Source organism: Nocardia sp. NPDC004860, assembly GCF_040609015.1.
In the GTDB taxonomy this organism is placed as follows: Bacteria; Actinomycetota; Actinomycetes; order Mycobacteriales; family Mycobacteriaceae; genus Nocardia.
In genome coordinates this window covers 41,754-65,034 of the sequence record NZ_JBEXJI010000028.1, presented here as the reverse complement: position 1 = coordinate 65,034, position 23,281 = coordinate 41,754, and the positions used below count along the sequence as shown (strand labels likewise).

The 23,281-nt window shown below is 68.2% G+C and carries 22 protein-coding genes and 3 pseudogenes; 18 read left to right on the top strand and 7 right to left on the bottom strand.

All coding sequences use genetic code 11. From position 1 onward, the window contains the following. Positions 1-12 precede the first annotated feature (12 nt). Together ABZV44_RS35645 and ABZV44_RS35640 are read left to right on the top strand one after the other, a co-directional pair. Positions 13-1,023 (top strand): Gfo/Idh/MocA family oxidoreductase, encoded by a 1,011-nt coding sequence (locus ABZV44_RS35645; protein ID WP_354846395.1) that lies wholly within the window; start codon positions 13-15, stop codon positions 1,021-1,023. An 84-nt stretch (positions 1,024-1,107) separates the two neighbouring features. Then, complete coding sequence (locus ABZV44_RS35640) at positions 1,108-1,923, top strand: hypothetical protein (RefSeq protein WP_354846392.1); 816 nt, start codon at positions 1,108-1,110, stop codon at positions 1,921-1,923. A gap of 53 nt (positions 1,924-1,976) precedes the next feature. Here the strand turns inward: ABZV44_RS35640 and ABZV44_RS35635 are convergent, their stop codons facing one another. Next, entirely contained in the window at positions 1,977-2,594 is a 618-nt protein-coding gene (locus tag ABZV44_RS35635) for a LysE/ArgO family amino acid transporter (protein ID WP_354846389.1), read from the bottom strand. Positions 2,595-2,667: 73 nt separating this feature from the next. On the opposite strand from ABZV44_RS35635, the gene ABZV44_RS35630 reads away from it, so the two are divergent. The 11 genes and pseudogenes from ABZV44_RS35630 (at position 2,668) to ABZV44_RS35580 (ending at position 14,152) form a co-directional block, all read left to right on the top strand. Then, a complete protein-coding gene (locus ABZV44_RS35630; RefSeq protein ID WP_354846387.1) occupies positions 2,668-3,546 on the top strand; it encodes a LysR family transcriptional regulator ArgP in 879 nt (292 codons plus the stop codon). A 122-nt stretch (positions 3,547-3,668) separates the two neighbouring features. Beyond that, complete coding sequence (locus ABZV44_RS35625; protein ID WP_354846384.1) at positions 3,669-4,754, top strand: S-(hydroxymethyl)mycothiol dehydrogenase; 1,086 nt, start codon at positions 3,669-3,671, stop codon at positions 4,752-4,754. Continuing rightward, positions 4,751-5,380: an MBL fold metallo-hydrolase gene (locus ABZV44_RS35620; protein ID WP_354846531.1), complete on the top strand. Its 630-nt coding sequence runs from the start codon at positions 4,751-4,753 to the stop codon at positions 5,378-5,380. Before ABZV44_RS35625 ends, ABZV44_RS35620 begins: the two co-directional genes overlap by 4 nt. A gap of 168 nt (positions 5,381-5,548) precedes the next feature. Beyond that, the gene (locus ABZV44_RS35615) at positions 5,549-6,088 is read left to right on the top strand and encodes a DUF4333 domain-containing protein (RefSeq protein ID WP_354846382.1); all 540 of its coding nucleotides are present in this window, start codon (positions 5,549-5,551) and stop codon (positions 6,086-6,088) included. A gap of 133 nt (positions 6,089-6,221) precedes the next feature. After that, entirely contained in the window at positions 6,222-6,446 is a 225-nt protein-coding gene (locus tag ABZV44_RS35610; RefSeq protein WP_354846379.1) for a hypothetical protein, read from the top strand. Between the two features lie 121 nt (positions 6,447-6,567). Next, positions 6,568-6,903, top strand: a complete 336-nt coding sequence (locus tag ABZV44_RS35605) for a TfoX/Sxy family protein (RefSeq protein ID WP_354846377.1) — start codon at positions 6,568-6,570, stop codon at positions 6,901-6,903. Between the two features lie 153 nt (positions 6,904-7,056). Beyond that, positions 7,057-7,860: an amino acid-binding protein gene (locus ABZV44_RS35600; RefSeq protein WP_354846374.1), complete on the top strand. Its 804-nt coding sequence runs from the start codon at positions 7,057-7,059 to the stop codon at positions 7,858-7,860. Positions 7,861-8,006: 146 nt separating this feature from the next. After that, positions 8,007-9,458: an AarF/ABC1/UbiB kinase family protein gene (locus tag ABZV44_RS35595; protein ID WP_354846371.1), complete on the top strand. Its 1,452-nt coding sequence runs from the start codon at positions 8,007-8,009 to the stop codon at positions 9,456-9,458. A 143-nt stretch (positions 9,459-9,601) separates the two neighbouring features. Next, a pseudogene (locus ABZV44_RS35590) lies at positions 9,602-9,922 on the top strand (NAD(P)-binding protein); the annotation flags it as partial. A 77-nt stretch (positions 9,923-9,999) separates the two neighbouring features. Next, positions 10,000-12,591: an SDR family NAD(P)-dependent oxidoreductase gene (locus ABZV44_RS35585; protein ID WP_354846368.1), complete on the top strand. Its 2,592-nt coding sequence runs from the start codon at positions 10,000-10,002 to the stop codon at positions 12,589-12,591. A gap of 10 nt (positions 12,592-12,601) precedes the next feature. After that, positions 12,602-14,152 carry an NAD(P)/FAD-dependent oxidoreductase gene (locus ABZV44_RS35580; RefSeq protein ID WP_354846365.1) on the top strand — a complete coding sequence of 517 codons (1,551 nt, stop codon included), beginning with the start codon at positions 12,602-12,604 and terminating at the stop codon, positions 14,150-14,152. 25 nt (positions 14,153-14,177) lie between these two features. Here the strand turns inward: ABZV44_RS35580 and ABZV44_RS35575 are convergent, their stop codons facing one another. Next, positions 14,178-14,636, bottom strand: coding sequence for an SRPBCC family protein (locus ABZV44_RS35575; RefSeq protein WP_354846363.1), 459 nt, complete (start codon positions 14,634-14,636; stop codon positions 14,178-14,180). Between the two features lie 55 nt (positions 14,637-14,691). Then, complete coding sequence (locus ABZV44_RS35570) at positions 14,692-14,871, bottom strand: hypothetical protein (RefSeq protein ID WP_354846539.1); 180 nt, start codon at positions 14,869-14,871, stop codon at positions 14,692-14,694. On the opposite strand from ABZV44_RS35570, the pseudogene ABZV44_RS35565 reads away from it, so the two are divergent. Further along, positions 14,833-15,418, top strand: a pseudogene (locus ABZV44_RS35565) (PLP-dependent aminotransferase family protein); the annotation flags it as partial. The gene ABZV44_RS35570 and the pseudogene ABZV44_RS35565 sit on opposite strands and share 39 nt — an antisense overlap. Positions 15,419-15,447: 29 nt before the next feature. Further along, the gene (locus tag ABZV44_RS35560) at positions 15,448-15,837 is read left to right on the top strand and encodes a RidA family protein (RefSeq protein WP_354846360.1); all 390 of its coding nucleotides are present in this window, start codon (positions 15,448-15,450) and stop codon (positions 15,835-15,837) included. 342 nt (positions 15,838-16,179) lie between these two features. On the opposite strand, the gene ABZV44_RS35555 is transcribed toward ABZV44_RS35560, so the two are convergent. Then, positions 16,180-16,842, bottom strand: a complete 663-nt coding sequence (locus ABZV44_RS35555) for a lysophospholipid acyltransferase family protein (RefSeq protein WP_354846357.1) — start codon at positions 16,840-16,842, stop codon at positions 16,180-16,182. A gap of 26 nt (positions 16,843-16,868) precedes the next feature. Between ABZV44_RS35555 and ABZV44_RS35550 the strand changes: the two genes are divergently transcribed. Both ABZV44_RS35550 and ABZV44_RS35545 read left to right on the top strand, forming a co-directional pair. Then, positions 16,869-17,312 (top strand): hypothetical protein, encoded by a 444-nt coding sequence (locus tag ABZV44_RS35550; protein WP_354846355.1) that lies wholly within the window; start codon positions 16,869-16,871, stop codon positions 17,310-17,312. A 240-nt stretch (positions 17,313-17,552) separates the two neighbouring features. Continuing rightward, a complete protein-coding gene (locus tag ABZV44_RS35545) occupies positions 17,553-19,277 on the top strand; it encodes an amidohydrolase family protein (RefSeq protein WP_354846528.1) in 1,725 nt (574 codons plus the stop codon). 15 nt (positions 19,278-19,292) lie between these two features. Here ABZV44_RS35545 and ABZV44_RS35540 read toward each other — a convergent pair whose 3' ends face one another. Next, positions 19,293-20,321, bottom strand: a complete 1,029-nt coding sequence (locus ABZV44_RS35540) for an AraC family transcriptional regulator (protein WP_354846352.1) — start codon at positions 20,319-20,321, stop codon at positions 19,293-19,295. 438 nt (positions 20,322-20,759) lie between these two features. Between ABZV44_RS35540 and ABZV44_RS35535 the strand changes: the two genes are divergently transcribed. Then, complete coding sequence (locus ABZV44_RS35535) at positions 20,760-21,575, top strand: SDR family oxidoreductase (RefSeq protein WP_354846350.1); 816 nt, start codon at positions 20,760-20,762, stop codon at positions 21,573-21,575. Between the two features lie 117 nt (positions 21,576-21,692). On the opposite strand, the pseudogene ABZV44_RS35530 reads toward ABZV44_RS35535, so the two are convergent. Then, positions 21,693-21,992 (bottom strand): annotated as a pseudogene (locus tag ABZV44_RS35530) (acyl-CoA dehydrogenase family protein); the annotation flags it as partial. A gap of 75 nt (positions 21,993-22,067) precedes the next feature. Beyond that, positions 22,068-23,243: an elongation factor Tu gene (gene tuf / locus ABZV44_RS35525; RefSeq protein ID WP_354846347.1), complete on the bottom strand. Its 1,176-nt coding sequence runs from the start codon at positions 23,241-23,243 to the stop codon at positions 22,068-22,070. Positions 23,244-23,281: the final 38 nt, after the last annotated feature.

Here is a 23,281-nt window from a genome sequence, read left to right as displayed (position 1 = left end):
GGAGCCATCGCCATGTCCCCGATCACAGTGGGCCTCGCCGGCACCGGCCGCATCGGCACCTCTCACGCCGAAACCCTCAGGGCCCTACCGGGTGTGAGCGCGGTCGTCGTCACCGACACAGATGTCGAACGCGCCCGCGCCGCAGCCGACAAGCTCGAGGTGGAGTACGCGCCCGATATCGAGGCGCTGTTCGCCGCCGGCATCGACGGCCTCGTCATCACCACCGCCACCGACTCCCACCCGGCCCTCATCACCGCCGCCGTCGACCGCGGCATCCCGGTCTTCTGCGAAAAGCCCATCGCCGCCGACATTCTGGGCACGCTGCAGGTGGTCGAACGCGTGGAGCGCTCGACCGTGCCGGTCCAGATCGGCTTCCAGCGCCGCTTCGACGCCGGGTACCGGGCCGCGCGCGCCGCGGTCGCCGCCGGGGACCTGGGCTGGATCCACACTCTGCGCGCCACCACCCTCGACCCCGCGCCACCGCCCGCCGAGTACATTCCGCGCTCGGGCGGCCTGTTCCGCGATTGCGGCGTCCACGATTTCGACATCATCCGCTGGGTCAGCGGCCGCGAGGTGGTGGAGGTCTACGCCACCGGATCCAATCGCGGAGACCGGGTCTTCGCCGAGGCGGGCGATGTCGACACCGCCGCGGTGGTGCTGCGCCTCGACGACGGCTCACTGGCCACTGTCGCGCTCAGCCGCTACAACGGCGCGGGCTACGACGTGCGGCTGGAAGTGCTGGGCTCCAAGGGCAATGCCATCGTCGGACTCGACGAGCGCGCCCCGCTGCACTCGGTCGAACCCGGCCAATCGCCCTCGGGCCTGCCCGCCTATCCGGGTTTCATGGACCGTTTCCACGGCGCCTACACCGAGGAGCTGACCACCTTCCTGGGCGTGATCACCGGCCGGCTGGCCAATCCGTGCCCGCCCGCCGACGCCCTGGAGGCCTTCTACATCGCCGAGGCCTGCGAGCTGTCCCGGCATCAGGGCAGGCCGGTGCGGCTGGCCGACATTCGCCGATAAATCCCGGCTACCGCGCGACAGGATCGCCGTTTATCCTCCGGGGTGCCCGGTGATGACAGCGGGATCCGAACGAGAGCTATTGGGATGAACGGCAATTCGATACCACCGGGCTATCATCCACAGGACGAGCTGTGGACGCAGGACACCGTCGTGTTCGACGCGGTGCGCGACGACCACGACGGGCGGCAGGCCGGGCCCGGCGGCGCCCGGCCGCGGAATTCGCAGGCCAGCCGGTACGTGATCATCGGTCTCACGGCCACGATCGTCGTAGCGCTGCTGGCCATCGGCGGCCTGCTCCTGTCCGGTCACGGCAACTGGGACGCGGCCCCGAATGCCACGAAGGGCCCCGCGCCGACGCGAATCGTGCTCACGACAACCACACCCGCGTCACCCACGACAACCGCGCGGGCGGCCGAGGTGACCACGGCGCCCGACACGGCCACCACCACCACGACGACCACCACAACCACCACGACGACGACGGCCACGACGACCAGCGCGGCCGCGGTCAGTGGGACCTGCAGCCAGGCCGGTCAGACCGCTGTCGCGGGCGACGGCTCCGTCCTGACCTGCACCGTGTCCGGAGACGACACGCTCCGCTGGCTGTCGGTCAGCACGCCCTCACTCGGATTCCCGTGCAACGCGACCGAGGCCGGGACCTTCGGCTACGCCCCGAACGGCACCCAGCTGCTGTGCTCCCGCCGCGCGGGATCGACCACGCCGACCTATGTGTGGGACAGCCCGGGCCCGGTGACCAGCGGAACGCACGAGCCCGGCACGATCTGCAATCTCAAGAAGGACGTGGTGGCCAAGTCCTCCAGCGGTCGGGCCGTCACCTGCCTGCCCACCAACGGAAACAACAACGGCAACTACGTCGGCGCGTGGAAACCCGTGTCCTGAGCGCGATTTCCTGACAGGTGCTCTATGGCCGGCCGTCACTGTCGTCCAGGGCGTCAGCTCATCAGCAAACCGACAGCGAGACCCGTCATGACGAGGGCGATCACCGAATCCAGCACCCGCCACGCACGCGGCTTCGCGAAGACCGGGGCCAGCAGCCGAGCGCCGAAGCCGAGCGAGACGAACCAGATCAGACTGCCCGCAATGGCTCCCGCGGTGAGGAACCAGCGATCAGGGGTGGCATAGGTATTGGCGAAGGATCCCAGCAGCACGACCGTGTCCAGATAGGCGTGCGGGTTGAGCCAGGTGACGGCCAGGCAGGTGGCCACGGCCGCGCCCAGCGCGATGGGCGCGCCGCCGCCCGCGGACAGGGCGGAGGCCGAGAACGCGCGCTTGGCGGCGAGGGCGGCGTAGCCCAGCAGGAAGGCCGCCCCCGCGTACCTGGCGATGGTCATGATCATCGGGGCCGAGTTCACGATCGCCCCGAAGCCCGCGACGCCCAGGGTCATGAGGATCACGTCGGAGCCGATGCACACCGCGACCACCGGCAGGACATGCTCGCGCCGGATCCCCTGACGCAGCACGAAGGCGTTCTGCGCGCCGATCGCCACGATGAGCGACAGGCCGAATCCGAGTCCCGAGATGGCCGCCAGGGCCGCCGATGATGCGTTCACACGCTCGAAAGTAGGGCAGGCGTCCAGCACCAGGCCAGCTAAAGATTCTGAGGCACCATTACGATCTCTTACTATGGATCTGCAGCTCGACCAACTGCGCGCGCTCGACGCCGTCATCAGCGAGGGCACCTTCGACGCCGCCGCCCGCAGGCTCAGCGTGACACCGTCGGCAATCAGCCAGCGCATCAAGGCGCTGGAGGACGCCGCGGGCCGCATCCTGGTACAGCGCACCAAACCCGTGCAGCCCACCGAATCCGGGCTGACGGTGCTGCGGCTGGCCCGCCAGATCCAGCTGCTCACCGGCGATACCGCGCGCGAACTCGGCGACGTGCACCAGCCCGGCGCCGCCCGGGTGGTCATTCCCATTGCCGTCAATGCCGATTCGCTGCAGACCTGGGTCATTCCGGCGCTCGGCCGCGCCGCCGCCGGGGTGTCGTTCGACGTCCATCGCGAGGACGAGGAACACACCACCCGCCTGCTGCGCGACGGCACCGTCATGGCGGCCATCACCTCCACCGCCGCGCCGGTGCAGGGCTGCACGGTGCGGCGGCTGGGAGCCATGCGCTATCGGCCCATGGCACAGCCCGCCTTCGCCCGCACCTGGTTTCCCGACGGCCCGAATGCGAGATCGTTCGCACACGCGCCCGTGGTGCTGTTCGACCGCAAGGACGATCTGCAGTTCCGGCTCATGCGTCATTACACCCGCAAGCCCGTGGATCCGCCCCGGCATTACATCCCGTCCTCGGCCGGATTCAATGACGCGGTATGCGCCGGTATGGGCTGGGGGATGATCCCCGACCTCATGATCCGCCCCGAGGACGAGCTGATCTCGCTGGATGAGAAGGTATTCGTAGATGTCCCGCTCTACTGGCAGCAATGGCGGCTCGATTCCCCGGCCCTGACCCTCGTGGCCGCTACGATCGCCGAAGCCGCCGCGGAATCCCTGTTGTGAAAGGCCACAGGTTGCGATCGGCCACAAGGGGATTCATTTTCCGTCACCCGGGGTAATAGATGACGTGGGCGGGGTCGGATGCGATAGTCGAAGGCATTGCGGTTAGCCAGGAAGGAATTTCGTTGTCCCAAACTGTGCGCGGCGTCATCGCACGCTCGAAGAACGCCCCGGTGGAAGTCACCGACATCGTCATCCCGGACCCGGGTCCGGGTGAGGCCGTGGTGCGGGTGCAGGCCTGCGGGGTGTGCCACACCGATCTGCACTACCGCGAGGGCGGCATCAACGACGAATTCCCGTTCCTGCTCGGGCACGAGGCCGCCGGCATCGTGGAATCGGTGGGCGAGGGCGTCACCGATGTCGAGCCCGGCGATTTCGTCATCCTGAACTGGCGGGCGGTGTGTGGTTCGTGTCGCGCCTGCCGCAAGGGCAAGCCCTGGTACTGCTTCTCGACCTTCAACGCGTCCCAGCCCATGACGCTCACCGACGGGACCCCGCTCACCCCCGCGCTGGGCATCGGCGCGTTCGCGGAGAAGACCCTGGTCCACGCCGGGCAGTGCACCAAGGTGGACCCGAGCGTGTCGCCGGCCGCGGTGGGGCTGCTGGGCTGCGGTGTCATGGCCGGGCTGGGCGCGGCCATCAATACCGGCGGGGTCGGCCGCGGTGACTCGGTCGCGGTCATCGGCTGCGGCGGGGTCGGCAACGCGGCCATCGCGGGCGCGAAGCTGGCGGGCGCGACCACCGTGATCGCGGTCGACATCGACGAGCGGAAGCTGGAGTGGGCCACCGGATTCGGGGCCACCCACACCGTCAACGCCGCCAAAGAGGATGCGGTGGAACGGGTTCAGGAACTCACCGACGGCTTCGGCGCGGACGTGGTGATCGATGCCGTGGGCCGCCCGGAAACCTGGAAACAGGCGTTCTACGCACGCGATCTGGCGGGCACCGTGGTGCTCGTCGGCGTGCCGACACCGGAGATGACCCTCGAGATGCCGCTCATCGACTTCTTCTCGCGCGGTGGATCGTTGAAGTCCTCCTGGTACGGCGACTGCCTGCCCTCACGCGACTTCCCCTACCTCGTCGAGCTCTACAAGCAGGGCCGCCTGGACCTGGACGGGTTCGTCTCCGAGACCATCGCCCTCGACGAGGTCGAGGCCGCCTTCACCAAGATGCATCACGGCGACGTACTGCGCTCGGTGGTGGTGTTCTGATGGCGCACATCGACCACGCCGTCACCGTCGGCACCTTCAGTCTCGACAACGAGACCTTCGACGTCGACAACAATGTCTGGGTGGTGGGGGACGACCTGGAGTGCGTCGTCATCGACGCGCCCCACAATGTCGAGGCGATCCTGGATGTCATCGGCACCCGCAAGGTCAAGGCCATCCTGGTCACCCACGCGCACGACGACCACATTCGTGTCGCGCCCGAATTGTCCAGGGCCACCGGCGCTCCCGTGCTCATGCATCCCGACGACCTGGTGCTGTGGCAGCACACGCATCCGGAGACCAGTCCGGACGGCGAGCTGTCCGACGAACAGGTGATCGAGGTCGGCGGGACCGAACTGCACGTGCTGCACACCCCGGGACATGCCCCCGGCGCGGTCTGCTTCCACTCCCCCGACCTGGGCGTGGTGTTCACCGGCGACACCCTGTTCCACGGCGGGCCAGGTGCGACCGGGCGGTCCTACTCGGACTTCGGCACCATCGTCGACTCGATCGCCGACCGCCTGCTCACCCTGCCGCCGGAGACCCTGGTGCACACCGGGCACGGCGAATCCACCACCATCGGCGCGGAATCCCCACAGCTCGAGGAGTGGCGCGCCCGCGTGAACTGACGCATCGCGGCAGCAGGACCGGTCCGGCGGAGGTCGCCGGACCGGTCCCCTGTCAAGTTCCCTAATCCGCCCCGCACCGCGGCGCGCCAGCCCCGGACACGCCGGATTCGCCGCTTTCGCAAGCTCATTCTCAAGATTTTCCCGGCGAACCGGCGCCTAAAGTTGTCCATGAGAAAACTGACAGCCGCTCTGGTCTTGACGTTCGTGCCGCTTCTCGCCGTGGGTTGCTCATCATCGGGTTCGGACTCGGTGAGCAAGAGTGACGTGCAGACGAAGGCCACCAGCTTCTACAAGGACAAGTCGCACGAGGACGCGAAAACCGTGGCCTGCGACGGCAGTCTGCCCGCCAAGGTGGACGCCACCCAGACCTGCACCGCCACGTCCGCCGACGGGCAGACCTGGGCGATCAATGCGAAGGTCACCAAGGTCGACGGCAAGGACGTCTACTACGACCTGACCCTGACCGACGCCTTCGTCGCGCCGGACGACGTGGCTGCCAGTGTCTCGAACTTCTACCAGTCGAAGGTGGGCGCCGCCGCGCAGTCCTCCACCTGCAACGGCCTGCTGCGCGGCGCCACCGGCTCGACCATCCGGTGCGTGGTGACCGAATCCGACGGCACCCGCTGGGGCGTCACCGCCAAGACCACGAACGTGGAGGGCTCGAAGGTCAACTACGACATGATCGTCGACGACCAGCCGATGCCCTGACACCGGGGACTATCGGCACGTATGGAGCGTGGCCTCGGCGAGTTCACCCACCACGTCCGAGAGCTGGCCGCGGGTTCGGAAGGCAGTGAGCTGACGCCGCGCCCCGTTGCCGCGCGCCAGGAGCGCGGCCACGGTGTCGGTGACGAAGGCAAGGTCGTCCAACTGGTCCAGGGCGGGTCAGCAGGTCCTCGACCGGGACCGTGCGCCCATCGAGCGGATCGATGGCGGCCCCGTCGATGCCCTCGTGCGCCGCCTTCCAATATGCCGCGCGCAGTACGTCTTCCGCGACGACGGGCACGGAATCGGTGGCGCGGGCGCCAGCAGCGCCGACCCCTCCACGGTGGCGGCACATCGCTGACCCGCACCTCCACCGTCGGAAAGGCGACACCTGCCGGAATGGTCTCTCCGGTCCGCGCCCGGCCGGGCCCCGAGCGCGCCGCGGGCCGGAACTGTCGGTCGGGTGGGTCACAATGCCGGGTATGGCATACGACGAGGAGCTGGCCGACCGGATCCGGGACGCGCTCGGGCCCGAACTGGTCAATGTGGTCGAGAAGAAGATGTTCGGCGGCCTGGCGTTTCTGGTGGGCGGCAATATGGCCGTCGCGGCCAGCGGCAAGGGCGGGCTGATGGTGCGCACCGATCCGGACATCTCGGCGGCGCTGCTGCGGGCGGGGTCGGTCGAGCCGATGGAGATGGGCGGCAAGAAGATGCACGGGTGGTTGCGCGTCACCACCGCGACCGTCGCCGACGACGATGTGCTCGACGAGTGGGTGCGGCGCGGGGTCGATTTCGCCAAGACGCTACCGCCCAAATAGAGGGCAATCGATGTGTGCCGGGGCACAGCTCCGGCGCGACTGTGGCCGGCTTCACCGAATGGCCAGCTGCCGCAAGAGGTTTGCCGGGATCCGTCACCCCTTCTTTACACCGCACCACAGTCGGGGAAACCTGCGTCCAGCACTGTGGTGAACATGAGGCAAACCGAGATTCATACGCTGGCCTGCGAAGTCTGCGGTCGTCTGCCCCATCCGAAACGCACCCGCATGGCGCTGGCCAAACTCGCCGCGGTGTTCCCGGTCGAGCTCGCGCTGCACGCCCTGGTCGTCCACCTCGAACTGCCCTATCTGGCAACGGTTTCCGTGCTCGCCGTCACCGCCACCATCCTCGTCATCTGGGTGGTCGAACCCGGTGCCATGCGCTATTTCGGCCGCTGGCTGCACGCCCCGGAACTGCGCCACCGCCACCGTCTCGACAGCGCCGAGCGGCTCTGGCGCATCCGGGTGCACCTCGACAACAAGCCCGGGCGGCTGGAACTGCTGGCCAAGCAGCTCGCCGACCGGCGGGCCAACATCCTCGCCGTACACGTGCATCACCTGGAGAACGGCGTGCTCGACGAGCTGGTGGTCTCGACACCGGCCGAGATCGGCCCGCAGCGGCTGACCCAGGCCATCGCCCGCGCGGGCGGCGTCGCCGCCGGCATCTGGCCCGCATCCGCGCTCACCCTGGTCGACGGCCAGACGCGCGCCTTGGGACTGGCCGCCCGGGTGGCCGCCGACCCCGCGGAACTGCCGCTGGTGATCGCCGAACTGCTGGGTGCGCAATACATTCCGGATCCGGACCCGGGCCGTGTGCCCGGCGGCACCCTGCTCGAGATCGGTCCGCACGACGATCTCGCGGCCATGACCTTCCTGCGTACCGGGGAGCCGTTCACGCCCGCCGAGGTCGCCCGGGCACACCGGCTCACCGATCTGGCCCTGGTCACCGCCCGGCACTGACCCGTCACCAGCGGATTCCCTTCGCGCATCCCACCATTCAGGACGCGGTACCGAGGCGTACAGGTTTTCGTACCGCATAGTTTCACTTCGTGGCAGACTCCCTGATGCGCATTCGATCGAAACGCGCGCTAGGGGTTGGTTGATCGATGAGTTCGCGGCGAAGCGGTGCGCGACGGGGGGATGCGGACATCGGCGGGAATCCGCCTGCCCGCACGGTGATTCGCACCGCGAAGCTGGCCGCGGTGCCGCTGGCCTACGCCGGGCGGCAGGCGGCCGGGGCCGGCAAGCGGGTGCTGGGCCGGTCGGCGGGTGAGATCGATCGGGAGATCCAGCTGCGCACCGCCGAGCACATGGCCGAGGTGCTGGGCGAATTGAAGGGCTGCGCCGCCAAACTGGGCCAGGTCCTGGGCATCTACGAGCTGGCCCTGCCGCCGGAGCTGGCCGAGCCCTATCGGATCGCGCTGGCCCGGCTGCAGGACGCCGCGCCGCCCATGCTCCCGCGCACCGTGCATACGGTGCTGGCGGCGTCCTTCGGCCCGGATTGGCGGGACAACTTCCGGGAATTCGACGATCGCCGCGCCGCCTCGGCCACCATCGGCCAGGTGCATCGCGCGATCTGGCACGACGGCCGCGCGGTGGCGGTCAAGGTCATGTACCCCGGGGCCCGCGCGGCCGTGGACAGCGATCTGCAGCGGCTGCGCGGATTGGCCTGGCTGACACCGGTTTTCGCGCCGCACGCCGACGGTCGCGCGGTGGTGGACGAGCTGGCCGAATGCCTGCGCATGGAGCTGGACTTCGCGGCCGAGGCACAGAGCCAGCGCCGCTTCGCCGAAGCCTACGCCGGGGATCCGGATTTCCGGGTGCCGCAGGTGGTGGCGCAGTGCGGCGATGTGATCGTCAGCGAGTGGCTGGACGGAATTCCGCTGTCCCGCTTGATCACCACGGGCGCGCAGGCCGAGCGCGACCGGGTGGGCATGCTGGCGGTCCGGTTCTTCTGGTCGTCCGCGCCGCGCTCGGGGCTGCTCTACGGCGATCCGCATCCGGGCAATTTCCGGGTGCTGCCCGACGGCCGCCTGGGCGTGGTGGATTTCGGAGCCTGCCCGCCGTGGCCGCCGGCCCAGTTCCCGGCGCTGGTGCACGACCTGGCCGACGCGCTCATCAACGGCGGGCCGGCCGAGCTGGACCGGGCCACGCGCAGCCACGGGTTCACCGACGAGCAGCGCGGTCTGGACAGCGCGGGGCTGGCCGAGAAGCTGCTGCCGTTCACCGAACTGCTGCGGCACGAGACGTCCCGGGTCGATACCGAGTGGCTGCGCGGCCGCACCCGCGACGCCATGAGCCCCAGGCTGGACAATGTGTACCGCCAGCTCGGGATACCGGCGTATCTGATGCCGTTCCAGCGCGGACTGGTCACCCTGCTGGGGCTGGTCGCGCAGCTCGGGACGACCGGGCCGATGCGCGCCGAGATCCTGCGCTGGTCACCGGAATTGAGCGCGGTCATGGACCGGCATCGGGCGCGCGGCGGGCAGCCGGCCGATCTCGAGGCCGTGCGGCTGCGCCGGGCGGGAGCGGCGGCAACCGGGTTCGCGGCGGGCTGAGCCGCACCGGACCGGCTTGCGGGCGCACCGTCACCCCCAGGTCTTGATCACTGTCCCAGACAGAACTACCCTGGGATGACAGGCGCAACGTAGCGCCGGAGTCTGTCCGGAAGGTCCCCGTCGTGACCAGTGCATCCAAAGACATCCGCCCTCCTGAGCTTTCGGCTCCGGACCACGAGGTCGCCGTCATCGGCGCGGGGCCCGGCGGCATTGCCGCGGGGGTCGAGCTGAAGCGGGCCGGGGTGCGCGACTTCGTCGTGCTGGAACGGGCCGACGAGGTCGGCGGCCGGCACGAAAACCATCACCCGGGGCTGGAAGTCGATATCCCGACCCTGGCGTATCAGTACTCGTTCGCGCGAAACCCCAACTGGAGCAGACTGTTCGCCTCCGGCGCGGAGGTGAAGCGGCATCACATGGCGGTGGCGCGGCGGTTCGGGCTGCATCCGCACATCCGGTTCGGGACCACCGCACTTCCCGTTCGCCGACTACGAATTCGAGCGGTTGCCCGCCTGACCCCGCCGTTCGACAAGGAAGTCGAGCCATGATGGAGCTGCCGAAATCGGTCCGGATCGCACTGGGCGCGGCCGGATACGGCATCAGCGACCGCCGCCTGGCACCGGCCGTGACGGGCCGGGTGATCCTGGTGACGGGTGCGTCCTCGGGCGTCGGGCGGGCCACCGCGCGCCGCCTGGCCGCCAATGGCGCGACCGTGCTCGCGGTCGCCCGCCGCGAGTCCCTGCTGGCCGAATTACGGTCGGAGACAGCGGAATTCCCGGGAACCGTCCACCCCTATCCGGCGGATCTCTCCGATCCCGAGGCCTGTGCGGCACTCATCACGCGCGTCCTGGCCGAGCACGGGCACGTGGATGTCTTCGTCAACAATGCCGGTAGATCGATTCGCCGCTGGCTGTCGGATTCGCTGGACCGCTGGGACAATTTCGACGACACCGCGCGCATCAACTTCCTCGGCCCCATGCGCCTGGTGCTGAGCCTGCTGCCGTCCATGCGGGCGCGCCGGCAGGGGCACATCGTCAATATCAGTACCGCCGGTGTGCACGGCCCGGGTGTCGGCTGGACGGCCTATATCGCCTCCAAGTCCGCGTTCAATTCCTGGATGCGCGGCGCCGCACCGGAATTGCGGGCGGACGGCATCGATGTCACGACCATTCACCTGCAGCTGGTGCGCTCGGACATGCTGGGTCCGTACCGGATCTATCGCTACACCCCGAGCATGTCGACCGAGGAGGCGGCGAGCATGGTGTGCCGGGCGATCGTGGACCGTCCGCTGGCGATCCGGCCGTGGTGGGAGCGGGCGAGCGCGCCCCTGTCCTATGCACTGGACAATTCCCGTGCGGCACAACGGCTGCTGACCACTTACGCCAAGGCCGGGAACTGGAACAATCGGCCGGTCGACTGGGCCGGGCCGATCGGGCGGGTCGAGCGGGCCGCCAATCTGCTCGACGACGCGGTGACGGTGGCCGGGTGGATTCCGGCCAGCGGCGCGCTGAACCTGGTGCCGCCCACCCGGATTCCTCAGCTGGCCCGGGCATTGCGCGGTGGGGTCGGACTGGCCACGGCACTGTCGGTGTGCGCCGCGCGATTCCCGGATCGGCCCGCCATGATCGACGACGACGGCCCTATCACCGCGGCCGAGCTGGATCGGCAGGTGCAAAGGCTGGCGGCGGCGCTGCGGGCACGCTGGGATGTGCGGCGCGGGCAGCGGGTGGGGGTGCTGTGCCGCAATCACCGGGGATTCGTGATCGCGGCCTATGCGGCGGCGCGGCTCTCGGCGGATCTGGTGCCGTTGAACTACGGCTTCGCCGGGCCGCAGATCGGTGAGGTGCTCGACCGCGAACGCGTGGAATTGCTGCTGTACGACGGCGAATTCCAGACCGCGATCGACAAGTCCGGATACCGGGGTCGGCGGGTGGTGGTGCGAGGCGCCGCGGACGGCTTGCCGACCGTCGCGGACCTGGTCGCCGCGGGCGGGCCGCCGATGCGCGAACCCGCGGGCGGGGGCGCGATCATTCTGCTCACCGGCGGCACCACCGGAGTACCCAAGGGCGCGCCCCGCACACTCGGCGCGCGGTCTGTACTGGCCGGGCTGAGCCCGCGCATGGTGCTCGCGCTCGGCGACCTGGCCCGGATCGAAACCATTCCGCGGCTCGGACGGCCCATGGTGATCGCACCGCCGCTGCATCACACCTACGGATTCCTGGCGCTCGCCGCGGCGTTCCTGCTCGGGTCGACCGCCATCGTGCACGACCGGTTCGACGCCGAAACCGTACTCGCCGATATCGAGCGGCACGGTGTGCAGATCGCCTGCCTGGTGCCGACCATGATCAAGCGGATCATGGATCTCCCGGCGGCGGACCGCCGCGGCCATCACCTCGAGAGCCTGCGGATGGTGGTGTGCGGCGCCGCTCCCCTGCCGGCCTGGCTGGCCACCGCCTTCATGGACGAGTTCGGCGAGGTGCTGTTCAACGCGTACGCCTCCACCGAGACCGGCGCGGGGACCTTCGCCACGCCCGCGGATCTGCGGGCCGCGCCCGGGACCGTGGGGCGGCCGCTGACCGGGATCGTGGACATCCGCATCGTCGACGGTGACGGCCGCGAGGTACCCGCCGGTGTCACCGGGCGGATCGTCAACAAGAACCCGGGCATGTTCGCCGGCTACAGCGACGGCCGGACAAAGACGATGGTCGGACAGCACATGGACTCCGGTGATCTCGGGCATGTCGATGCCGAGGGCAGGCTGTTCGTGGACGGCCGCTCCGACGACATGATCGTCTCCGGCGGCGAGAACGTCTTCCCGCAGGAGGTCGAGGAGGCGCTGCTGGCGCATCCGGCGGTGGCCGACGCCGGGGCCGTCGGAGTGCCCGACGACGATTTCGGGCAGCGGCTGGCGGCGGCCGTGGTGCTCCGGCCCGGGGCGCGGGCCGGAGCACGCACCCTGCAACGGCACATCAAGGCCACGCTGGCCGGCTACAAGGTGCCGCGCGACATCGTGTTCGTGGCCGAACTGCCGCGCACGACCGCGGGCAAGCTACGGCGGCACCAGCTTCCGGAGGTCATCGCGCGCGCGGCGGCCGAATCCGGCGTCGCTCTCGAATCCGATCCATCCAGAACGTGAGGTCTCAGTCATGAGCGCTACCAATGGTTCCCAGCCCCGGCCCACCCATGAGGTCGTGATCGTCGGTGCGGGTCTGGGCGGGATCGGCGCGGGTGTCGCACTGCGCCGCATCGGAGTCGAGAACTTCGTCCTGGTCGACAAGTGGCCGAAGGTCGGCGGCACCTGGCTGGCCAATACCTATCCCGGTGTGGCCGTGGATATTCCGTCGCCGGTGTACAACTTCTCGTTTCAGCCGCGGTCGCACTGGTCGCGATTCTTCGCGCCCGGCGCGGAATTGCAGCGGTACGCGGAGGAAGTCGTCGATCGGCAGGGGCTGCGCGGCAAGCTGCGGCTCGGATCGGCCGTCGTGCTCGGGGTTTTCGACGAGGAACGCGATCTGTGGCGAATCGCCCTCGAGGACGGCACGGAGATCACGGCACGCTATGTGATCGGCGCGGTCGGCGGGCTGGAGCAGCCACACAATCCGGATATTCCGGGGATCGGCGACTACATCGGCAAGATCGTGCACAGTTCCCGGTGGGATCACGACTACGACTACCGGGGTAAGCGGGTGGCGGTGATCGGCACCGGAGCCACGGCGCTGCAGGTGATTCCCGAACTGGCCAAGGAGGTCGCGCAGCTGACCGTGTATCAGCGGCGGGCCATCTGGATCGGGCCGAAGGTGGACTTCCCCATGGGGCCGGTCGCGAACGCGGTGCTGAATTTCGCGCCGCTCCAGCGGACGGTGCGCTTTCTCGGCAATGCGGGCGTGAACGCCGGGCTGGGGGCAGGGCTGGCCATCTCCAACTATCCGCGGCTGACGTCAATGGGTATGACGGCGGCCGAAACCGTCATGAAGGCCTTCCTTTTCAGTCAGGTGCGCGATCCCGAGCTGCGCCGCAAGCTGACGCCGGACTACCGGTTCGGGTGCAAGCGGCCGTCGATCTCGAACTCGTATTTCAAGACGTTCACCCTCCCGCATGTCGATCTGGTCACCGAGGCCATCGAGCATTTCACGCCGACCGGCATCGTCAGCGCCGACGGGCGGGAGCGGGAATTCGATATGGTGCTGTGCGCCACCGGATTCAAGGTGATGGAGAAGGGGTACACGCCGCCCTATCCGTTCTACGGTCGCGACGGGATCGAACTGGGCGAGTTCTGGGACGAGCACCGCTTCCAGGCCTATCAGGGGGTGTCGGTGCCCAGGTTCCCCAATGCCTTCCTGATCGTCGGGCCCTACGCCTATGCGCCCGGTTCGTATATTCCGCTGATCGAATCGACCTCGGCGCATGCGGCCCGGGTCATCGGAGAGGCTCGCCGGCGCGGCGCGACCCGGGTGGAGGTGCGGCAGCAGCCGCACGACGAGTACTTCGCGCGGATGGACAGGCGGGCCAAGCGGACCCACCTGTTCACCCAGGGCTGTATCACCTCGAACACCTACTACATCAACTACCAGGGCGACGGCGCGGCGTTCCGGCCTTCGACCCAGTTGGAAATGTATTGGGAGAACCGGCATTTCCCGCTCGACGACTACCGCTACACCACCGCCGCGGTCCGCGAGCTCCAGGAAGCGGCCTCCTGAGGTCCCCTGGCACCCGGCTTGCCGATCACTCCTCTTCGGCCAGCGCCGCCAGCCGATCCACCGATCCCCGCAGCATCTCCGAGGTGGTGGCGCGCGCCCGGACCAGGCGCCTCTCGTCGGAGAGATCGGTCCAGTCGAAGGTGTGTGTCACGCGGGTCCGGTTGTCGCCCAACGGCTCCAGCTCCCACCGCCACAGGTGCCCGATCGGCTGCGCCCCGGTTTCCGAAGGCATCCAGGCGATTCGGCAGCCCTCCTCGAATTCGACGATCAGGTTCTCCCGGACCGCTCCAAGGGTGAGCGTCATCTCGAAAACGTCACCGACCGACCGCACCCGCTGCCCGGGCTCCGCGTGTGCGAGATTGTCGTTCGCATCCCAGCGGGGCTGCTGCGCCGGATCAGCGATCAATTCGAATATCCGCGCGGCCCCGGCGGCTACCTCACGCTCTGCGGACACAACTCGCCTGGCTTCTCCACCGTCGCTCATACCCCGATCGAACCACCCCTCGAGCCGTCCACCGCGATCGGGGAGACCGGACCGGCTAGGTGGTGGCGTGCCAGGTAGTCCGGGCTCGGCCGAGGATCGACACGGCGGCCAGGATCGAACCTCCCTCGAGCCAGAGCAGGCTGAGCGGGCCCGCGTGGTCGACCGCGATGCCGCCCGCCAGCGCGCCCAGGGCGATACCCCGGCACACCAGTACCCCACGGGCGGCCCGCTGCATCCGGAACGCCGGGCGGCCGTGCTGGATTGGATACGCGCGTCCGGTGCGGTGCTGCTGGAGGACGACTACGACGGCGAGTTCCGTTACGACCGGCAGCCGGTCGGCGCACTGCGGGGACTGGACCCCGATCGGATCGTCTACCTGGGTTCGGTCAGCAAGAGCCTGTCCCCCGCGCTGCGGCTGGGCTGGATGGCGCTCCCTGATTCACTGATCGACAATGTCCTGTCCGCCAAGTGTTCTCGCGAGATGCGGGTCAGCGGCATCGCCGCCGGACTGCACGCCGTCCTCGAATTGCCGGACGGCACAGAGGATTCCACCCTGCATGCCGCCCCGCCGCCGCGGTCTGGCCCTCGACGGCCTGTGCCGCTATCGTCACCCCGCCGCCTCCATGCCGCACCGCGACGGTCTGGTCATCGGCTACGGCACCCCCTCCGGCCATGGTTTCGGCCCCGCACTCGAAGCCCTGTGCCAGGCCCTGCCCGACCGAGGACGCACCACTTCCGCCACGGCGTCGGCCTGTAGCGCGGAGGTAGCTCCGGGCTGCTGAACACTCCCGGCAGTGTGCAGAATAGGACGATGACCGTTCGACAGCTTGTTTCCTCAGGTGCCCAATGGGAGCCGATCGTCGGCTATTCGCGCGCGGTCCGCGTCGGCCAATGGATCGTGGTGGCCGGCACCACCGCCGCCACCCCCGACGGCCCGCCCGTGGGCGGCGACGATATCGCCGAACAAACCCGCGAGGCTCTCCGCCGAATTGCCGCCGCCCTCACCGAAGTCGGCGCCTCCCTCGAAAACGTCATCCGCACCCGAATCTATGTCACCGACATCTCCCGCTGGGAAGAAGTGGGCAAGGCCCACGGCGAAGTCTTCGCGCACATCCGCCCCGCCGCCACCATGCTCCAAATCTCCCAGCTGATCGACCCGGAACTCCTGGTCGAAATAGAAGCCGACGCGATACTCCCGTAGCCGCGCTCTTCCCGAGTGGAGCCCGGCTCGAGGTTCAGGACATCCATCAGAGACGGGTCCTCGTCGATCGCGTGGTAGCGGTGCCCGACGGGGCCGTCGACGGTTGCGGCTGTGCTGCCGGTCAGGCGCGAGAGAGTATCCGCGGCGCCAATGGTGACCGAAAGAACGGGCTCCCGTCGTGCGGGTCGGCTCCAACCGGCCGGCCGAACGCGTAGCACGCGAGTTCACCTCGGGGACCGATGAATTCACCGAAGGCGCGGCAATCCTGGTCGCCCGGGTGTCGGTGCTTGGAGCAGTCGGCCTGGGATTACTTGCACATTCACGCGGCGACCTCAGCCGGAGTCAAGGGGTTTGGAGAGATTCGATCTGGTGGCGGAGGTGGTCCAGGAGTTTTTCGGGATTGTCGAAGTCGGCGGGGTTGATGGGCGCGCCGAAGTGGATGGTTACCGGGTGGCGGCGATTGAAGGGGCGGGCGGGGGTGGCGGCGCGGCGGATGGGGAGGACATTGTCGGTGCCGGTGGTGGCTACCGGGATGATGGGGACGCCACTTGTCAAGGCCAGATTGGCTACGCCGGGTTTGTAGGGTTCGTGGTCGCCGGGCGGAACCAGGCGGCCTTCCGGGTAGATGATGAGCACACCGCCGTGGTGGAGAATTTGCTCCGCTTGGGCCATGGCATCGCGGCCGGAGTCGGAGTCGCGGCGAATGACGGGAATCTGGCCCAGTCGGCGGACGAGCCAGCCGATAACCGGCCAGGACCACAGTTCGGCCATGGCAATGGCGATGGCGCGGCGGCGGAGCGCTCCCCAGAGGAAAACCGCGTCGAGCATCGAGATGTGGTTGCTCGCGATGATGGCCGGGCCGGTTTTCGGGATCCGGTCGCGGCCGATCACGGTGACGTGGACGAAGTTCGACCACGCCAGCGTGCGGAGAATGCGCCGGACCAGCTGCGTTGTCAGCCAGGCTCGTTTGCCCAGCCCTGTGGGCCGTCGTGCGTCGGTGTTCATGGCTCTCCCACATGGATAGTCCGGCAATGGTTTTCATACTCACCGGGCGACGGGGTACGCGCCACCGCAGAACTACTCAGGGACCGAGCGGAAATCGTGAAATAGCAGATTGCTATGGCGATTTTTCGGGCGTAGCCTGGAGATTGCTGTACTCACAGCAGAATCCCAACAGAATTCAGCAAGGGGCGAGTGCTGCCATGACTGGAAACTGGTGGCGTCACACCGTTTTGTCCCAATTGTCCCGATCGCCGGGGAATGCCACGGTGCTCTTCCTCGTCGTCGAAGACGGTACCAAGGTCATCACCTTCCCGAGACTCAACTGGGGATTCGTGGCGTTCGGTTGCACCGCGGTGCTCGTATTCGCCATCGCAGTTCTGCTGCTGGTGAATTCCGCGCATTTCGAGGAACCACAGGCACCGGCACCGGCACCACCCGCATCATGCGAACCGTTCTGCCCCACGCCTCACTGAGCGCCGTTCGCCGATCGCTAAGATGAGGATGAAAACCATTCCGCCGGAATCCGATTCGATCTCCGGCGTGACGTCATGGAGCGCCGCGACCTGGGACGCGATGGACATTCCCGGGCCGTGGTCCTGTGACGTGGGCCGCGACGATAATTTTTCCGCCGCAATGAACCGTGACCAACCGCACATTTCGGTTATAGCCTGTAAAAAACCCTCAACGGCGAGCTGAGGAACAGGGTGATGGCGATGGCTCGGTGCGACTTGGTGATACGCGGTGGCACGGTGTTCGACGGCACCGGGAAGCCGCCGGTCCGCGCGGATGTCGGGGTGACCGACGGCAAGGTCACGGTCATCGGTGGCGAGATTCCGGACGGGGAGCGCACGGTCGACGTCATCGGCAGCTGGGTGATACCGGGCATGCTCGATGTGCACACCCACTACGACGCCGAGGTGCTCGGGAATCCCGGATTGGGAGAATCGGTCCGGCACGGGGTCACCTCGGTCGTGCTCGGGAACTGCTCGCTGTCCACCGTGTATTCCGAGGCCGAGGACTGCGCCGACCTGTTCGCTCGCGTCGAGGCGCTACCGTGGGACGCGGTGCATTCGGCCGTCGAGGAGCACAAGGACTGGGACGGCCCGCACTCCTACGCGAAGACCATCGCCGACCGCCCGCTCGGCGCGAATATCGCTGCGTTCCTGGGACATTCGGATATGCGCGTCACGGTGATGGGCCTGCCCCGCGCGGTGGACGCCGCGGCACGTCCGACGGAGGCCGAGCTGACCCGCATGTGCGCCATGCTCGACGACGCCCTCGACGCCGGATTCCTGGGTCTGTCCACGATTCGAAGCTCGTTCTCCAAGCTGGAGGGCGTCCGATTCCCCACCCGGCAGCTGCCGTCCACGTATGCCACCTGGCGGGAGTACCGCGCCCTCAATACGATCCTGCGCCGCCGCGGCCGCGTGCATCAGAGCACGCCCAACCTCACCGCTCGCGCCGAGATCGCCCGCTACTTCGCGGAGAGCGCGGGCCGGTTCCGCAAGCCGCTCAAGACCACCCTCATCGCCGGCATGGACGTCAAGGCCGACCGTACCGTCGCCCGTGCCGCCACCACCGCGGCCTGGATCGTGAATACCGTTGGCGGAGCACGCTTCCGGTGGCAGCATCTGCCGGTCCCGTTCGAGGTGTATGCCGACGGCGTGGATCTGGTGGTGTTCGAGGAGTTCGGTTCCGGGGTCGCCGCACTCAATATCCGCGATGTCATGAAGCGCGGCGAACTACTGGCAGACGAATCCTATCGCCGCGATTTCCGCAAGGATCTGGCCAAGAAGTACGGCCCACGCGTGTGGAATCGCGATCTGTACGACGCGGTGATCGTGTCCTGCCCCGAGCCCGAGGCCGTCGGCAAGTCCTTCGGCGCGGTAGCCGACGAACGCGGCATCCATCCGGCCGACGCCCTGCTGGATCTGGCGGTCACCCACGGCCCGAAGCTCCGGTGGCGCACGGTCATCGCCAATGACCGTGAGGAGGTCCTGGACCGGCTGCAGCGCTCGCCCATGATGCAGGTGGGTTTCGCCGATTCCGGTGCGCACCTGCGCAATATGGCCTTCTACAACTTCGGGCTGCGCCTGCTCGAACGCGTGCACCAGCGCGGATTCCTGCCGCTCGAGACCGCGATCCACCGAGTCACGGGCGAGTTGGCGGACTGGTACGGCCTGGACGCCGGTCACCTGCGAGTCGGCGCCCGCGCCGATATCGCCGTCATCGACCCCGCCGGTTTCGACGGCTCCAGCAGCGCCTACGCCGAGGCGCCGTTCCCCGGCGTCGCGGGCCTGCAGCGCATGGTCAACCGCAATGACCGTGCGGTGGCCGCCACCGTGGTCGGCGGCCACCTGGTCTACGAGTACGGCGAGTTCGCGCCCGGTTTCGGCACCACGCTGCACGCGGGCACCTTCCTGACCGCGCAGCACTGACACCGAGCGGCGCGGCTACACCAGCTCGGGCATCCTCCCGCGCGCGCGATACTCCTGCGGCGGACAACCCTGCCACCGCCGGAAGGCCCGGATGAACGAGGCGGCCTCGGCGTAGCCCAGCCGCCCCGCCACCTGCTCGGTGGTCATGTCGGTCCGGTCGAGCAGTTCCTCCGACAGCGCCTGCCGTACCTCGTCGAGCAGTGTGCGGAAGGAGGTGCCCTCCTCGTGGAGCCGCCGCGACAGCGTGCGCGCACTGACATACATCTCGGCCGCCACCGCCGACTGATCCGGAAGCACCCCCGGAGTGCGGATCAGCAGATCCCGCACCGCGCCCGCGACGCCGGTACGAGCGTGGCGGCGGGCCAGCAGGTCCCGGCACATCTGCTCGCACCGACTGCGCGCCCACTCGTTGGCCTGCGGCAGCGCCACATCCAGGTGGGCGGCGTCGAACGCGAGCTCGGTGCCGGCCGCGCCGAAGTCCGGCTCCACCCCGAAGACCGACCGATATCGCGTGGTATCGGCGGGCGCGCCGTGCCGGAAACTCAAGCGCCGCACCGGAACTCCCACGGAGAACAATTCCCGGGCGATCACCTGGACACCGGTCATGACCCGCTCGCCCAGAAAGGCGCGGACCTCCTCGGGAAACTCCCAATCATCGAACCGCAGCCGCCCTTCGCCGTCCGCCTCCTCGAAGCTCAACCGCCCGAAGGCGAAGGCCGGCTCCACGCAGTGCAGGGCAACCTGCACGGCGTCCCGCAGCGTGCGGCTGGCCAGCAGCGCCAGCCCCCACGGTCCATGCAGCGAGACGCGATAGCGGAGCCCTGCCTCCACGCCCAGCCCCGATTCGTCCCCGAATCGGGCGAGCAGATTGCGCACCACCGTAAGTTCCTGCCGCGCGGACACTTCCGCGTATCGATCGATCACCGCCTCGGGCGGAACTCCCGTGCCGGCCAGGCACTCCCCCACCGGCATCCCCCGTTCCTCTGCGAGCCGCGCCACGATGTGCACGCCGGAGGTGTTCCTGACTAGATCCCAGTCGAACATGTACGCGTCGTCCTCTTCGACTACTCCCGACCAAATGTCTGTTCCCCATCGGGTTGGCGAAACATATCAACGAGAGACCGTCCGGTGTGGCGCAACCGACAGATTCGAATGCGACACATGATGCGTTTCGGTCGACACGCGATTCGTCACGTAACAGCCGGTGCCCCCGTGCGATTCATCGACATCCGGTCCGGACGACGACCAGCAATCGAGGCCTGCCCACCATGAGCTTCACCGCCATCCTGCTAATTCCCGCGCTGGCGGCATCCGCCTTCGGCATCGGCATTTGGCTCGGCATCCGGTCGGTTACCAGCGAGACGGCTGCGGAGCACCGCCAGGCCCTCTGCACCGAGGTCCTGCGCTCATGGCCCGACATCCGGATGCAACACCGACCCACCACCTGGCCGGAGTCCCGCCGAGCCCGATAACGTCTGCCGCATGAGCAGCAACACGACCCGTACCGTGGTGGTCACCGGCGCGTCCTCCGGCATCGGCAAGGCCACCGCCGCTGCCTTCGCGGCCCGCGGCCACAAGGTGATCGGCACCAGCCGCAACCCCGACTCCATCGCCGCAGCCGACCGCGTGGCCGGAGTCGAATACCGCGCACTGGACATCACCGACCTCGCCTCGATCGACCGCTTCACCACCGAACTCGGCGCAATCGACATACTGATCAACAATGCCGGAGAGAGCCAGGCCGGACCGCTCGCCGAACTGCCCCGGGAAGCGATCGAAAGGCTGTTCCAGCTCAACGTGTTCGGTGCGGTATCGCTGACACAGGCGGTGCTGCCCGGGATGCGCGAGCGAGGCTACGGGCGGGTTGTCATGGTCGGTTCCATGCTGGGCAGTTTTCCGATGCCCTACCGCTCCTCGTACGTGGCGACCAAGGCGGCACTGCGCGGATTCGCGACCGCCGCCCGTTTCGAAGAGTCGCCGTACGGAGTCTGGACCACCACCGTGGAACCCGGCCAGATCGACACCGGCCTGAGCGAGCGACGGATGAAGTACATCGCCGAAGGCTCTCCGCACACCGCAGAGTTCACCAAGTTCATGGCCAAGCTCGACAGTCAGATGAGCAAGGGCATCCCGCCCGAGAAAGTCGCGGAAACCATTGTGGCAGCAGCCGACTCGGACCGGCCGAAGCCGCTCTATGCGGTAGGAAGCAATGCCCCGCTGATGTTCGCAATTCGCCGCATCCTGCCCCGCACCGCGATGGAGCGGCTGATCGCAACCGCCCAAGGGCTCAAACGATAAGAATCAAAGACGCCGAGAACCAAAGAGATAAAGATATCTGCTCGCCCCAGTCCACACCCCCAGCGTCCGAAGATCGTGCAAAGGAATCCGAATTGTCCAGTATCGCACTATAATTCGCTAATTCCCACCCCGAAACCGATCGGTCAGATGCAGGTCGCGGCCGATTATCTCGCGCATGATCTCGGAGGTGCCGCCATACACGCGAGTAATACGCGCATCAGCCGCCGCACGCGCGATCGGATACTCGCGCATGTACCCATACCCACCGAACAGCTGCTGACACCGATCGATGCACCGGAATTCCATCTCCGAAGCCCACAGTTTGGCCTTGGCCGCATCGGCCGGCGTGAGCCGACCGGCGTTCAGCTCGAGAACGCATTTGTCGATGAACGCCTCGGCGACCGAGACCTCGGTGGACCCCATCGTCGAGGACGATTCGCACGCCGGATGAGAGAATCCCGGCCACACTGGGTGGCCGGGATCCGTTCGCCGCTAGCCGTCGACGGTGAGGACCGTCCCCGCGGCGACCGTCAGGTTGCCCTCACGGACCGCGAAGCCGAGCCCAGGCTCCAGCGGGATGGCGCGGTCGAGCGTGACCGCCACCTCGACGGTCTCGCCCGGCATCGCGCGACCCTCCGGCACCGCCACCTGACCGGAGACGTCACCGGTGCGGACGAAGAACTGCGGCCGGTATCCGGTGACGATCGGCGTGCGCCGACCACCCTGGGACGCCGTCAGCAGCCGCACCCGCGCGGTGAACCCGGTGTGCACCGCGATACTGCCGACCGCCGCGACCACCTGGCCGCGCGCCACCTGACCGCGTTGCACGCCGCGCAGCAGCAGCGCCACATTGTCGCCCGCCTCGGCCGATTCCATGGTCCGGCCGAAGGTTTCGAGGCTGGTGACCACCGACTCGATCGTGCCGCCGAAGCCGAGCACCGCGACGCGGTCGCCCGCCTGGACGCGCCCGCGCTCCACCGCACCGGTCACGACGGTGCCGCGACCGGTGATGGTGAGCACGTTCTCCACCGGCATGAGGAACGGCGCGTCGAGGTAGCGCACCGGCATCGGCACATAGTCGTCGACAGCGTCGAGCAGGCGCAGCAGCTGCACCGACCAGTGCTCGTCACCCTGCAGCGCCCGCAGCCCCGACACCGGCACCACGGGAGCGCCGTCGCCGTCGTAACCGTTGGCGGACAACAGCTCTCGCACCTCGAGTTCGATCAGCTCCAGCAGCTCGCCGTCGGCGATGTCGGCCTTGTTGAGCGCGACCACGATGTGCTCGACGCCCACCTGCCGGGCCAGCAGCACGTGCTCGGCGGTCTGCGGCATGACACCGTCGTCCGCCGACACCACCAGGATGGCCCCGTCCAGCTGGGCCGCGCCGGTGATCATGTTCTTCACGAAGTCGGCATGCCCCGGCATGTCCACGTGCGCGTAATGCCGTGTGGCCGTCTCATATTCGACGTGCGCGATATTGATGGTGATGCCGCGCTCGATCTCCTCCGGCGCCCGGTCGATGCGGTCGAACGGGACGAAGGCGGTGCCGCCGCGCTCGGCCAGCACCTTGGTGATGGCGGCGGTCAGTGTGGTCTTGCCGTGGTCGACATGCCCCATGGTGCCGATGTTGAGGTGCGGCTTGGTGCGGACATAGGCCTGCTTGGCCATGATCGGTTCTCCAACCGGGAGTCAAGGTTTCGAGGGGA

Bases quoted from the DNA above. Each gene is read 5' to 3' on its own strand.
- tuf (WP_354846347.1), bottom strand. From the start codon at position 23,243: ATGGCCAAGCAGGCCTATGTCCGCACCAAGCCGCACCTCAACATCGGC.
- ABZV44_RS35540 (WP_354846352.1), bottom strand. From the start codon at position 20,321: ATGTTCGACTGGGATCTAGTCAGGAACACCTCCGGCGTGCACATCGTG.
- ABZV44_RS35535 (WP_354846350.1), top strand. From the start codon at position 20,760: ATGAGCAGCAACACGACCCGTACCGTGGTGGTCACCGGCGCGTCCTCC.
- ABZV44_RS35555 (WP_354846357.1), bottom strand. From the start codon at position 16,842: ATGAACACCGACGCACGACGGCCCACAGGGCTGGGCAAACGAGCCTGG.
- ABZV44_RS35550 (WP_354846355.1), top strand. From the start codon at position 16,869: ATGGTTTTCATACTCACCGGGCGACGGGGTACGCGCCACCGCAGAACT.
- ABZV44_RS35560 (WP_354846360.1), top strand. From the start codon at position 15,448: ATGACCGTTCGACAGCTTGTTTCCTCAGGTGCCCAATGGGAGCCGATC.
- ABZV44_RS35645 (WP_354846395.1), top strand. From the start codon at position 13: ATGTCCCCGATCACAGTGGGCCTCGCCGGCACCGGCCGCATCGGCACC.
- ABZV44_RS35615 (WP_354846382.1), top strand. From the start codon at position 5,549: ATGAGAAAACTGACAGCCGCTCTGGTCTTGACGTTCGTGCCGCTTCTC.
- ABZV44_RS35605 (WP_354846377.1), top strand. From the start codon at position 6,568: ATGGCATACGACGAGGAGCTGGCCGACCGGATCCGGGACGCGCTCGGG.
- ABZV44_RS35575 (WP_354846363.1), bottom strand. From the start codon at position 14,636: ATGAGCGACGGTGGAGAAGCCAGGCGAGTTGTGTCCGCAGAGCGTGAG.
- ABZV44_RS35585 (WP_354846368.1), top strand. From the start codon at position 10,000: ATGATGGAGCTGCCGAAATCGGTCCGGATCGCACTGGGCGCGGCCGGA.
- ABZV44_RS35570 (WP_354846539.1), bottom strand. From the start codon at position 14,871: ATGCAGCGGGCCGCCCGTGGGGTACTGGTGTGCCGGGGTATCGCCCTG.
- ABZV44_RS35595 (WP_354846371.1), top strand. From the start codon at position 8,007: ATGAGTTCGCGGCGAAGCGGTGCGCGACGGGGGGATGCGGACATCGGC.
- ABZV44_RS35580 (WP_354846365.1), top strand. From the start codon at position 12,602: ATGAGCGCTACCAATGGTTCCCAGCCCCGGCCCACCCATGAGGTCGTG.
- ABZV44_RS35545 (WP_354846528.1), top strand. From the start codon at position 17,553: ATGGCTCGGTGCGACTTGGTGATACGCGGTGGCACGGTGTTCGACGGC.
- ABZV44_RS35600 (WP_354846374.1), top strand. From the start codon at position 7,057: ATGAGGCAAACCGAGATTCATACGCTGGCCTGCGAAGTCTGCGGTCGT.
- ABZV44_RS35640 (WP_354846392.1), top strand. From the start codon at position 1,108: ATGAACGGCAATTCGATACCACCGGGCTATCATCCACAGGACGAGCTG.
- ABZV44_RS35630 (WP_354846387.1), top strand. From the start codon at position 2,668: ATGGATCTGCAGCTCGACCAACTGCGCGCGCTCGACGCCGTCATCAGC.